Consider the following 13,419-nt stretch of genomic DNA (forward strand, 5'->3'; position numbering starts at 1 on the left):
CGGATTGTTGATGCTTATTTACCGTTAAAATGAAAAGGTGCCTTCCTTTCCTGATACTGTACTTACTCCTGCTTCCACTATTCACCCGTGCTACCGGCGAGCCTGGCGAGGGGCCCGTCACGCTGACCGCCAAACCGGCCCGGCAATCACCCGACTCGGCCTTTCTTGCACTGCGGAAAATGCAGGAAACAGCCATGGCCAACGGCGATGAACTCACCGCCGGCAAATGCCTGCAACAAATGGGAAAAATCTGCTTCACCCTTGGCCACTATGCCAAATCGCTCGAATACTATCAGCAAGCCGCTATCATCTTCGGTACACATCAGCACAAAAGCCAGGAAGCCGCCGTACTAAACAATATGGGGGAACTGTACTACCGGAATATCAATAAAAAAGCAGCCAAAGCCCACTACGACAAAGCCCTGCAGCTATACCGCCAAACCAATGATAAATCCGGCATGGCAGCTACCTATGGCTATATTGGTCACTACTACGAAAAGCAATCACAATACGACAGCGCCTGGTATTTCCAGCAACTGGCGCTTACCCAATATCAAAACGCCAAAGATACTCTCGGTATGGCAGGCATATACGAAAACCTGGGCACCATTCATGAAGATCTGGCTAAATATGATACCGCGCTCGCCTGCTTTCGTACGGCCCTGCAACTATATGATCTGCACCACGAACATTTGGCCGGCATAGCAGTGATCAACAATATCGGCGATATATTAAGAAAAACGGGGGCCTATAAACAAAGCATGCCCTACTCAAAAGAAGCCATGACCATTGCCCGGCATACCAACAACAAATACCAGGAAGCCGCCGCCTGTAAAGACATTGCCAAAGCGTTTAACCTGATAGGCCAGCACGACAGCGCCTATTATTATATGGAGTGGAGCCGGAAATGCCTGCTGGAAATTTATTCTGCCGAAAACAACCAACAAATGAACTTCCTCCAGATCATTTACGATACCAATAAAAAGAATGATGAAATTATGCAGCTGGAAAACAGCCATCATATCAACCGTATCATTTATATCTCCGTAGGCATCGTAGTCGTACTGCTCATTCTCCTTTGCCTGCTCACCATCTCGCGCCAAAAGCTGAAGATCAGCCAGGCCCAGGCCATGTCGGAAAGAAATGCGGAGCTGAACCGCATCCAGAAAGACCAGCTCGAACTAAAAAGTAAACAACTGGCCACCCACACCCTCGATGTCATTCAACGCAACCAGTTCCTCGATGAGTTACGCAACACCCTGTCGGGAATGGTGCAGGAAGATAAACGCGACCAGAAAAAACAACTGCAGCAGCTGGTGCTCAAAATCAACCAGAACGTGAACCACGAAAAACAATGGAAAGATTTTACCGGCATCTTCGAACAGGTACACCAGGTGTTCTTCGATAAACTCAATGCACTGTACAGCGACCTTACCAACAACGATATTAAATTACTCGCCCTCCATAAAATGAATATGGACTCTAAAGATATGGCAACTATTCTCGGTATTTCTCCTGATAGTTTGCGCGTGGCCAGGTATCGTCTCCGGAAAAAATTAAACATACCCGAAGGAGATACCCTCAGCACTTTTGTACAAACACTCTAAGGCTTAACCTTCCGGTAATATTCACGTAACATATTGGTAATGGCGGTTCTTGTTACAAATAAACAATTAACTATCAACTACTTACAATCCATTTGTATACGCTGGTTACACTTTGTTTACGGGCCTGTTAACGCTGTTTACGTTTTGCTTACGCTGCTTTCTTGCATTTTTTTCTGCAGCCCGGCACATTTGCGATACCATTCGTCACTAACTCGAATCGTATCAAATTCATCAAAAATGAAAACAATTTTACAAACGTTACTATGCCTGTTGCTGAGCATCACCGCTGCCAACGCAGCCAGTATCAAAGGACATGTATACGATCAGAAAACAGGAGAACCGCTGGTAGGCGTTACCGTTGTACTGGAGCAAACCACCCTTGCTACCGTAACCGGTCTTGACGGCTCTTTCGAATTTAAGAAAGTAAATCCCGGCCAGTTTGTCCTTGTCATTTCCCACCTTACCTACAAAACATTAAAACAATCAGTAACGGTAGCGGATAAAGATAATCCACACATCACCGTGTACCTCAGTGAACGCAATAGTAAAAGCCTGAGCGAAGTAGTAGTAGCCGCCAACAGCAAAGCTTCTTCCGAAAAAACCGCCCGCAAACGGGAACAGAAATCCATGCAGGTGATGAACGTGGTGTCTGGCGCGGCGATAGAAGTGTCGCCCGATCTCACCGTGGCCAACGTGATCCAACGGGTATCCGGCGTATCACTGGAACGCAGTAGCAACGGCGACGGGCAATATGCCATTCTCCGGGGTATGGATAAACGTTATAACTATACCCTGATCAATGGTATCAAGATCCCCAGCCCTGATAATAAATACCGCTACGTACCACTGGACCTTTTCCCTTCCGAACTGCTGGATCGCCTTGAAGTATACAAATCACTCACGCCCAATATGGAAGGTGATGCCGTAGGCGGCGTAGTAAATATGGTCATGAAAGATGCCCCCGGCAGGTTTTCGGTAAATGCCAACGTGGCTACCGGTTATAGCCAGATGGTATTGGATAAGGGCTTTACCAGCTTCGATGCCGGCGGCATGCGCAGCAAATCGCCTTATGAAGCACATGGCAAAAATTATAATGCCACCCCGGCCGATTTTGCTACCGGCACGCTCCACTACAAAAACAAAAACTTTGCGCCTAACCTGGTAGCCGGCTTATCTATTGGTCAGCGTTTCCTGAATAATAAACTGGGCGTTATCCTCGCAGGTAGCTACCAGAATACTTTCCGCGGCAGCACCAGCACTTTTTACCCAACCAGCCAGGTGGATACCCAGAAAGTAGCCGTGATCACCAGCATGCAGCAACGCCAATACAGCGAACAGCAGCAACGCAGCGGCTTCCATGGAAAGGTAGATTATGTATTCAATGAGCATCACAAAATATCGCTGTACAATGCCTATATGCACCTGCTCAACTTCCAGACCCGCGAAGGCATCAGCACTAATTTTTCTTCCGACTATAAACCAGCTACTGGCGACGCGCAGCTCAGCTACCAAAGCCGCTCCCGGAAGATCAACCAGCAAATCTATAACGCCACGCTGCATGGCGATCATAAATTCGGTAAATTAAAATTGCAATGGTCAGCTGTTTTTTCTTCTGCTAAAAATGAAGTGCCCGACAATACTACCATCAGCCTGAATGGTATCCGCAACAACAACCGCGATACCATGACTACCGCCACTGAAAGTAATCGCCGGTGGGAACGTAATACCGACAACGATATCGCCGGTTACCTGGATCTCACCTATACCACTAAAATTGCCGGCACCAAAGTAGATTTCTCTGCAGGTGGATTGTATCGCGATAAACAAAGAAGCAGTTTCTTTAACAACTACGTATTTTATCCCTCTACCCCCACTGCCCTATACAATAAAGACTTCTTCAGTTATACCGGCATTTCCTGGGATGTACAAAATCCCAAAGGCGCCGTGGCAAATGCGCTCACCTACGATGCATCTGAAAAAACCAGTGCCGGATACGGTATGTTCAAATTCAAAGCTGCTGACCTGGAAGTAACCGGTGGCGTACGCGTAGAACACACTGACCAGGGATATCGTATGCTGTTTCCATTGGGCGAAAAACGCCCGGCAGGTAACCAGGTATACACCGATGTGTTGCCCAGCCTGAACCTGAAATATGAATTAACCGAACATCAGCACCTCCGTGGGTCCTATTTCCGTTCCCTGAACCGTCCCGGCTTCTTTGAAATTGTGCCCGGCAGCGTTGTACAGGAAGATTACACAGAACGCGGTAATCCAGACCTGAAGCGTGCCACAGCCAATAACTTCGATCTGCGTTACGAATTATTCCCCAACCATTCCGACCAGCTGCTCGTAGGCATCTTCTATAAACAGATAAAAGATCCCATCGAAAATACTATTGTAGCAGATAGCACCCGGCCACAAGACCAGTACTACACTGCCGGTAACTTTGGTACCGCCCGTAACTACGGACTGGAAGTAGACTATATCAAATTCTTCAGTAACATAGGCATCAAGGCCAATTATACCTATACCCATTCCAGTATTACCACCAGCAAAAGCGCCCGGATCAGGGATGAAAAAGGCGACCTGAAAACAATTGCGGTAGATCAAACCAGGCCATTATACGGTCAGTCGGAGCACATCGCCAACCTCTCCCTGCTGTACAAAGACACGCAACATGGCTGGGATGCGCAGCTGGCCGGAGGATACACCGGTCCCCGCATCGTGACGGTTTCCCAGTTCGTAGACAATGACCTCTGGCAAAAAGGATTCATACAGATGGATATTTCTGTGGAAAAGAGATTCCGTAACCACTTCAGCATTTTCGCTAAAGCCGGCAACCTGCTGAATACACCAGCCGAAATATTTATCAAAGGCGTGAACCCGGAAAATGCCGAATTACCTGGCCAGGGAAAAGCCAACGAAACACTGATCAGGAAAGAGTATTACAAACAAACCTACCTGTTGGGCGTACGCTACAAATTATAACTCATTTAAAATATTCATCGTCATGAACTATAAACAAATCATTGGCAGCGCATTACTGATCGCCACACTTGGCGGCGCCTGCAAAAAAGCGAATAGCGATGTGGATCTTACCAAAGAAGTAGCCGGCGCGGGTACAGTGGCCGGGGAAGTATATGGCATCTGGGAAAAAGGCAGTACCAAACGTATTTCCGGCGATATTATTATCCCGGAAGGTAAGTCGCTGGTAATAGAAGAAGGCGTGCTCATCATCATGGATACCCTCGCCAAGCCTGAAATTATCGTAAAAGGCAACCTCTACGCAATGGGTACCAAAGAATTCCCCGTGAGGTTTACCATCGAAGAAAATTTACGTAGCGACAGCCGTAAATTCGGTAAGCAATGGGGCGGTATCCTGGCTGCCCAGAGCTGCAAAGAGCTCCTGCTCGACAATACCGTTGTAGAATATGGCGGCGCCACTACTACAGAATCCTCTACTTCTGTAAAACAAGGCCTGTATAAGGCGAAAAGCGGGGAAAACCTGCCTGCCCTCTGGTTCAGCAATGTAAACGGTAAACTGGTAGTCACCAATAGTACTTTCCGTCACTTCCAGGACGACTGTACCTATATCGAAGGTGGTAAGATCATCTTCGCTAGTAATAAATTTTACAGCACCGGCCTCGTAGGCGGAGAAGGTATCAATATCAAATCCGGCTGCCTGGCCGATGTAGGGTTCAACTTCTTTTATGCTACCAATACCAACGCCCTGAAACTGTCTAACTCCGGCAATCGCAGCCCGCAAGCACATGTGATCGCGTATAATAATACCATTCTTAATACCGGCTGGAGAAGACCTACTGTAAAAGGTGGTTCAGTATGGCTGGAAGCCACCGTGTATGCAGAGTTATACAATAACCTGTTTGCCAACGCACGTTTTGGTATAAAGAGAGATACCAAAGGCCCGGAAGATCAACGCTCCGCTTTCAGTAACAACCTTTACTATGGCTTTGATCAAACGGCTGTTACGCAGTTCCAGCCCAGCAAAGATGTAGTAGGCGGAAAAAATGACCTGATCAGCACTACCGTGGGCGACCATGATCCTAAGTTCGTGAACTACCCGCTCAACACAGCCATGAACAACCCGGATCTGAACGAAAGCTGGGACTTCCATGTACAACCCGGATCCCCTGCTATTGGCGCCGGCACTACCGCTTTTACCCGCAATTTCCCCGACGGACTCGTATTAAACGGTAAGCTGTATTTATCGCCCGCTCCGTCCTCTACTATCGGTGCCCTCGGTACCAAAAACTAACGATTCACCTTTTCAACATGCGTAAACATTTTATATTATTCAACACAGCAGTCTATGGACTGCTGTGTTTTTCTACCTGCGCTACTCCCGGCAGCACTCACGTAAACGAATACACGGACACCACCACTCTTCAACCGGCGATAATCACCGAACCCGTACAATTCGACTCCGACGACCCTGCCATCTGGGTAAATCCGGCCAATCCCGCGCAGAGCCTGGTGATAGGCACCGATAAATCAGCTGAAGGAGCCCTCTACGTATTTGATTTACAGGGAAAAATTAAAAAAATAGTACCGCATCTCCAGCGGCCCAACAACGTAGACATTGGCTATGGGTTACTCCTCAACGGGAAACGTATAGACTATGCCGTTACCACGGAAAGAATCACCCATAAACTCCGCTTCTTCTCACTCCCTGACATGGAACCCATCGACGATGGAGGCATTCCTATCTTTGAAGGCGAAACAGGTCATCAATACCGCGACGGTATGGGTATTGCCATTTACACGAGCAAAACCGGCGAGCAATACGCCATTGCGGGCCGTAAAACCGGTCCGCTGGACGGAGGCTATTTATGGCAATACCGCTTATCAGACAATGGTAACGGAAAATTAACGGCCACCCTGGTACGTAAGTTTGGCCGTTACAGCGGCAAGAAAGAAATTGAGGCCATTGCCGTAGATAATGAAGCCGGGTATGTTTACTATTCCGATGAACAGTACGGTGTAAGGCAATATTATGCCGACCCTGAAAAGGGAAATGAAGAGTTGTCGGTATTTGGCACCACCGGTTTTACGGAAGATCATGAAGGTATTGCTATCTACAAAACTTCCCCTACCAAAGGATATATCCTGGTATCGGACCAGGGAGCCAATAAATTCCATATCTTCAACCGCGAAGGGACCTCCCACCGGCTGTTGAAAGTAATAAAAGTGAGTGCCAGTCACAGCGACGGGTCGGATATAGTAAGCATTCCGCTGAATGAAACATTCCAACACGGAATGTTTGTCGTGATGAGCGATGACAGAACCTTTCATTACTACCGCTGGGAAGATATTGCCGGGAAACAACTGGAAGTAGTGCCAACAAAAAAATAGTCTCCTATTATATGAAGTCCATGATCATCACCAGCCTGTTGCTGGCTACCGGTTTTACCAGTATACAGGCACAGGAAACTCCTGTACAAAAAGTAAAAACCGTCATTGCGCCGGCATTGCTGCGCGGTCCCTATCTGCAAGCCGCTACCAGCAACAGTATCGTTATCCGCTGGCGTACCGATGCTTCCGCCCGCAGCCGGGTAAAGTATGGTACGTCTCCCGATAAACTGGATCGGCAGACAGACGACCTGGCTCTCACCACCGAACATAAAGTAAAGCTTACCAACCTGCAACCTGGCACCCGCTATTACTATAGCATTGGCAGCCTGAAAGAGGTGTTACAAGGCAATACCGACAATTCTTTTGTGACGCTGCCGGAACCCGGTAAAGCAGGGCTATACCGTATTGCCGCATTGGGCGACTGTGGCGATAATTCCATTAACCAACGCCAGGTAAAAGAACAGCTGGTGAAATACCTGGGCAACAACCACCTCGATGCCTGGATATTACTTGGCGACAACGCCTATCCCGATGGTACCGACGCAGAATACCAGACCAAATTCTTCAATGTGTATAAAGACGACCTGCTGAAGAAATACCCGCTATTTCCCGCTCCCGGCAATCATGATTATCATGATACGGACCTGAGTGCCAAATACGCGCAGGAAACCCACCAGACTACTTATTACCAAAACTTCACCATGCCTTCCGAAGGAGAATCCGGTGGCATACCTTCCCATAGCTCCTCGTTCTACTCCTTCGATATCGGCAATATCCACTTTCTGTCGCTCGACAGCTACGGTAAAGAAGATAGCGCCTACCGCCTGTATGATACCCTGGGACCACAGGTACGCTGGATAAAAGAAGACCTGGCCGCCAATAAAAACAAAGCCTGGGTGGTAGCCTACTGGCATCATCCACCGTATACCATGGGCTCACACAACTCCGATGAAGAAGATGAACTGATCCACATCCGTCAGAACTTCATCCAGGTGCTGGAACGCAATGGTGTAGACCTGGTACTGAATGGGCATAGCCACGACTATGAAAGATCCCGGCTCATACAAGGACACTACGGTATGGCCAACACCTTTGACCCTGCCAAACACAATATCAGCAACTCTTCCGGACGTTACGACGGCGGCAGCAATGCGGCGCCTTATGTGAAAGACAGCGCCCGTAATAACGGTACCGTATACGTGGTAAGTGGTTCTGCCGGGAAACTGGGAGGTAAACAAACTACCTTCCCGCATAAGGCCATGTATTTTTCAGACGCTGACCACGGCGGCGCCACCATGCTGGAAGTACAGGACAACCGCCTGGACCTGAAATGGATCTGCGCCGACGGCACGGTCCGCGACCAATTTACCATCATGAAAAATGTGAATAAACACAGCGATATCACCATTAAGAAAGGACAGTCGGCCGTACTCACCGCTTCGTTTATTGGCAACTATAAATGGAATAGTAGCAGCGAAACCGGCAGAAGTATTACCGTAACGCCTACCGCCGCTACCACCAAATACACGGTGACCGATGCGTTCAACGTAGTAAAAGATACGTTTACCGTTCATGTGTCTAAATAAAATGAAATGGATCATATGGCCGGTATTTACCTTACTGGCCATCTTTTCGGCATGGGGATTTAAGCAAACGCCTGCCGATACGGGCGTAGACAATACCATTACAATTTTCAGGGAGGACGCTGCCAGGTTTGCAGCTGCCTCCCGGGAAATGGAAACAGCCATGCAGGCAATCACTCCCGGCAAACCCGCCAGCATTGAACACGCCAAAGCTGCCCTGAAAAAATGCCGGCTGGCCTATAAACACATTGAATACTTCCTCGACTATTTCTTCTTCAGCTCTTCTATGGTGTATAACCGTCCCGCAAAAACGGAAATAGATGAGCCCTACATGGAATACCAATCTCCCGCCGGACTACAGCAAATGGCGGTATTACTGTTCGATAAAAATCCCTACGCCCACAAACAGGCATTACTGGATCAGGCCAACCTGGTCAGCTCTTCAGCCACAGATCTCCCTGCATTGTTGTACCAGTTTAAGGCTACCGATAAAGACATTATGGAAAGCCTGCGGATAGAACTGGTACGCCTATACGCCAGTGGCATTACCGGTTATGATGCTCCCGAACTCAAAAGCGGTATCGCCGAAACTGCACAATCGATGCGTACGATCCAGGCAGTGCTGCAGCCCTGGCTCAGTACCAGCTCTCCCGAAACACAAGCCGTAACCCGCTACCTCGGGCAGTGCATCAGTTACCTGGAGCTGCATACAGATTTCGACCACTTTAACCGCATGGAATTTCTTACTACCTGCGCTTTACCGCTACAGGAAAGTGTAGGTAACCTCATACACCACCTGCAACTGGATCAGCATACCCGGAGCGCGTTAAACTACGATGCAAAAAACTTATTCAGTAAAGATGCCCTGCGTGCATCGGCGTTTCCCGGTGGTACAGATACCGGCGCGTTGCTGGTAAAGTTAGGATGGCAACTCTTTTACGACAAAGCGCTTTCTGGCAACGGGCTACGCAACTGCGCTACCTGTCACCAACCCGATAAATATTTCAGCGATGGGCTGCGGACCAGTCTCGCCACCGACGAAAAAAATCACGTCCGCCGAAATGCGCCCAGCCTCTATTATGCAGCATTTCAATATGCCCAGTTCTGGGATGGCCGCGCCAATACATTATCCAAACAAATACAAACGGTCATTACCAACCCCGAAGAAATGAACGGGTATCCTGACGCCATCATCGTGCGACTGAACGACGACAGCGCTTACCGGCAGTCTTTTGCGGATGCCTTCCCCGGCGACAGTATTCCTGCGATCAGCATGACACACCTGTCGTCCGCCATTGCCGCTTATATCTTTACCTTATCGCCCCAAACCAGCGCATTCGATGCCTACCTGGCCGGTGATAAAAAAGCGATGACACCTGCCCAGGTAAACGGGTTTAACCTGTTTATGGGAAAGGGCCAGTGCGCTACCTGCCACTTTGCGCCTTTATTCAATGGCCTCACGCCGCCACTTTACCAGATGACAGAATTCGAAAACCTGGGCATGCCGGGCAATGGCAGTCTCCGTCGCCCGCAGCCCGACAAAGATGCCGGCCGGTTTGAATATTTCCCCATAGCATTTTATCAACGGGCGTTTAAAACGCCCACCGTCCGGAATGCTGCCATGACCACACCTTACATGCACAATGGCGCCTTTGGTTCCCTGGAAGAAGTGATGGACTTTTACAACGCCGGCGGCGGCAATGGGCTGGGAATGAAAGATCCTTATCAAACGTTAACCGCGACTAAACTGGGACTCAGTACCAGCGAAATGAAAGATATCATCGCCTTCCTGAAGGCTTTGTCCGATCAACCGGCGACTACGTACAACTACTGAATTTTACGAGCCCCGATTAATACTGATACCTGCACTCATTTATAGCGATAATTTTGCTCAACAGTTTTATCGGAAGAAAAACATGTTTTCCCCAAGCAAAATTATCGCGACATGAGAAAAATAATATTTGCGCTGTGCTGCTGCTGCCTCACCGCTCCGGCACTGCTGGCGCAATCTGCCCTGAAAATAAAATTACATCCTGTTATTGCGCCCCAGCTGGTAGAGCCGCCTGCCTCGCTGGAGGCAGCCTGGAAACTGGCGCACCGTGAGGGCGATCCGGTTACCACCGTTATCCCACTGCAGGACCTGTATGCCAAAGGGCACAACCAGTTGTCGGCCTTGGTAGCGAAGATAGATGCCACCGCTCCAAAAGGGGATGAGCCCAGGGATGTGGCGAAAGAAGCCGACATGGCCGTGGCGCTGATGAAGAATGGAAATGACGAAGTAAACAATAATCCCGATATGCAGGCGGCCATGAAAGAATTTTACATCAAACTAGAGGGTGATGAAAAATTTGCCGCTGAATTTGAAGCCAAAAGTGAAGCAGAACAAGCCGCATATATACAAAACCTGCTGAAAAGCCATAACGTTAAGGCCAGCGGTAAACCGGCCAATAACAACAAGGCTGCGCAAATGGGTAAAGAAATAGAAGATATCAACAACCTCGCCTCAGAAGTGGCTGCCTGGCAGCAAAGCCTGGAAACAAGGTATTACAAGCCTTTACACAACCAGGATGTAAGTGTGCACAAAGCCATCGATGTACGGGAAGATGCCGCCCTGAAGGCGCTTCCGGTGATTACCCGCGGAGAATATACCGGTCCCGATCCCTTGAAGGAGAAAGCGGCAAGCAACCAATACTTTAACGAACATATGAAAGCGGCCACCGCTATGCTGGAAAAGGACCGGCAACTATGGTTGCAGTTTAAAAAAGAATATCTCAGCGGCCTTGCCCGCTATGATGCCCGGCTGGAAGCTCTCGGATGGGGCGACAACATTAACAACCCACTACTGAAGCCGGGAGTGGCTAAGCTGCAGAAAGGATTACTGGAACTGGCCGATAAGCTACTGGAATGCGATCAGAAAATTACGCATACGGCAGCCTCCTGGTATGGTATCTATCTCGACCGGCCAGCCACCAAACAACAACAAAAAGAGATTACCATGGCGTATTTAAATGTTTCCTTTTAATAACTCAGATTTTCATCGTAAAAACACATGAAGTTGGCATAAGGCGGGTGTCTACCCGCCTTTCTTTAGTTGCCATATTTAAGCTGGCGCGCCTTCGCCATGTCTACCCATCTGTCAATGGCCGGGAGTTTTTCGCGGTTATGCCACAGGTCCATAAAAACATCCTGGGTTACTTCTTCTGCCGTATGCTGGGATTTGGCATACGCCAGGGCATGACCATATACCCTGGGCCAGTAACGGTCTACCAGTATACTAAAAGAAGCTTCTTCTCCTGCCGCTATCTGTAGCAGCAATTTTGCCTCATTATACAAATCGCTATGCTCCAACAAAATTTTTCAATGAGTTGTAAACATAAAATAAAATAACGAGATCGCGGAGCGCCAGTCTTAAATGCATAAAAGCTTTTACCGTAGATGATTTTTGGCGCCTGCAAAAATCATCTGCGGTAAAAGCCTTTTTTTATTCAATTACTATAAGCTAAAAGCCTTCGCCACGTAGCTTTTCATCGACTCCGGTTCCCGCCCCAATATATCCGCTAATGTATTGTCCGGTAAATCAAATTCTCCTGCTCCAATGGCCTCTGCAAAGGCAGTTACTAAGTGCACATATTCCACCGGCATACCTGCCTGCACTAATTGCGCCGTAAACGCTTCCGCTGTGGGCGATACATACTTCACTTCTTTCCCGGATAACTCCGTGAATATTGCCGCCAGTTCGTTAAACGAAGTAGCATTATTAGCCGCCAGCGTATAGGATTTATTTTCATGTCCGTTGCCAAGCAATAAACGCGCGCCTGCTATACCCAAATCCTCCCGCGTGGCGTAGGCCGCTTTTCCGGCGCCTGCCGGTAATGATATCATCCCATACTCCAGCACTTTATCACCCAGGAACATAGGTAATACATCCGCATACAGCGCATGCAGCAAAAGCGTATAGGTAATGCCGGCATCTTTGAGCAGCTTTTCCGTTTGCAGGTGGTCATTGCCGATAGCAGCTACCGGTGAACTACCATCCTCTGTTTTCCGATGATAACTGGTATAAAAAACATGGCCCACTTTCGCCTCCACGGCCGCATTCACTACCTGGGCATGTTGGGCTATCCTCCCAGTCATGCTATTGCTGGAAATAAAATATAGTTTATCCATGCCTTTAAAAGCCGCTACCAGGGAAGGATAGTTGTTGTAATCGCCCTGAAACACGGTAACGCCCTGCGCCTGCCAATGGGCGGCTTTAGCTGGATCTCTTACCAATACTGCAATGTCCGATGTGTTGCCGTTGCTGATTAGTTCATCTACCACTACTTTACCCAGCTGCCCAGTGGCGCCGGTCACGAGTATCTTTGCCATTTTTTTATCTTGTTTTAGTAAACCAAAACTACTTACCTTTGGTAACTAAATATTCAACCTAACCTGTAGGTTACTACTAACCTGCAGGTTAGCAAAACAGTATCAAGTGGATCAAAATAATTGTCCCAGCCCGGAACATTGCAAAGGCCAACTGAATGCCATAGGCGACGCGCTGTATGCCATCGGGGGTAAATGGAAGCTGCAGGTGATCGGCGCGCTCATGGACGGTAAAAAACGCTTCAACGAGCTGCAACGCCTGGTGATTGGCATTTCCGCCAAAGTATTATCGAACGAGCTGAAAGAAATGGAGCTGAATGGCTTTATTCGCCGGGTAGCACATGCCGATATCAAACACGTGGTAGAATATGAGTTAACGACCTATAGTTTTACCCTGGGAAACGTACTCAACGCCTTGTCGGAATGGGGTACGATGCACCGTAAAAAAATTACGGGACGACTGGTGGAAACCGCCGCCCCGTAAACAAATA

Annotated in this window: 10 protein-coding genes; 8 read left to right on the forward strand and 2 right to left on the reverse strand. The window is 48.5% G+C overall.

The features are described from left to right. The first annotated feature begins 29 nt into the window (after positions 1-29). The 7 genes from FHW36_RS24380 to FHW36_RS24410 all read left to right on the forward strand — a co-directional run bounded on the left by FHW36_RS24380 (position 30) and on the right by FHW36_RS24410 (position 11,585). Positions 30-1,607 carry a tetratricopeptide repeat protein gene (locus FHW36_RS24380; RefSeq protein WP_145673034.1) on the forward strand — a complete coding sequence of 526 codons (1,578 nt, stop codon included), beginning with the start codon at positions 30-32 and terminating at the stop codon, positions 1,605-1,607. A gap of 237 nt (positions 1,608-1,844) precedes the next feature. Next, on the forward strand, positions 1,845-4,595 hold the full coding sequence (locus FHW36_RS24385) for a TonB-dependent receptor (RefSeq protein ID WP_145673035.1): 2,751 nt from the start codon (positions 1,845-1,847) through the stop codon (positions 4,593-4,595). 22 nt (positions 4,596-4,617) lie between these two features. Continuing rightward, positions 4,618-5,883 carry a right-handed parallel beta-helix repeat-containing protein gene (locus FHW36_RS24390; RefSeq protein WP_145673036.1) on the forward strand — a complete coding sequence of 422 codons (1,266 nt, stop codon included), beginning with the start codon at positions 4,618-4,620 and terminating at the stop codon, positions 5,881-5,883. 17 nt (positions 5,884-5,900) lie between these two features. Further along, on the forward strand, positions 5,901-6,980 hold the full coding sequence (locus tag FHW36_RS24395; RefSeq protein WP_145673037.1) for a phytase: 1,080 nt from the start codon (positions 5,901-5,903) through the stop codon (positions 6,978-6,980). Between the two features lie 11 nt (positions 6,981-6,991). Next, entirely contained in the window at positions 6,992-8,566 is a 1,575-nt protein-coding gene (locus FHW36_RS24400; RefSeq protein WP_145673038.1) for a purple acid phosphatase family protein, read from the forward strand. Between the two features lies 1 nt (position 8,567). Continuing rightward, entirely contained in the window at positions 8,568-10,397 is a 1,830-nt protein-coding gene (locus tag FHW36_RS24405; protein ID WP_222429165.1) for a cytochrome-c peroxidase, read from the forward strand. A gap of 111 nt (positions 10,398-10,508) precedes the next feature. Next, the gene (locus FHW36_RS24410; RefSeq protein WP_145673039.1) at positions 10,509-11,585 is read left to right on the forward strand and encodes a hypothetical protein; all 1,077 of its coding nucleotides are present in this window, start codon (positions 10,509-10,511) and stop codon (positions 11,583-11,585) included. A gap of 65 nt (positions 11,586-11,650) precedes the next feature. On the opposite strand, the gene FHW36_RS24415 is transcribed toward FHW36_RS24410, so the two are convergent. Both FHW36_RS24415 and FHW36_RS24420 read right to left on the reverse strand, forming a co-directional pair. Further along, positions 11,651-11,878, reverse strand: a complete 228-nt coding sequence (locus tag FHW36_RS24415; protein WP_186452582.1) for an RNA polymerase sigma factor — start codon at positions 11,876-11,878, stop codon at positions 11,651-11,653. 177 nt (positions 11,879-12,055) lie between these two features. Beyond that, on the reverse strand, positions 12,056-12,931 hold the full coding sequence (locus tag FHW36_RS24420) for an SDR family oxidoreductase (protein WP_145673042.1): 876 nt from the start codon (positions 12,929-12,931) through the stop codon (positions 12,056-12,058). Positions 12,932-13,037: 106 nt separating this feature from the next. Between FHW36_RS24420 and FHW36_RS24425 the strand changes: the two genes are divergently transcribed. Next, positions 13,038-13,412, forward strand: a complete 375-nt coding sequence (locus FHW36_RS24425) for a winged helix-turn-helix transcriptional regulator (protein ID WP_145673043.1) — start codon at positions 13,038-13,040, stop codon at positions 13,410-13,412. Positions 13,413-13,419: the final 7 nt, after the last annotated feature.

This window comes from Chitinophaga polysaccharea (genome assembly GCF_007829335.1).
Classification (GTDB): domain Bacteria; phylum Bacteroidota; class Bacteroidia; order Chitinophagales; family Chitinophagaceae; genus Chitinophaga; species Chitinophaga polysaccharea_B.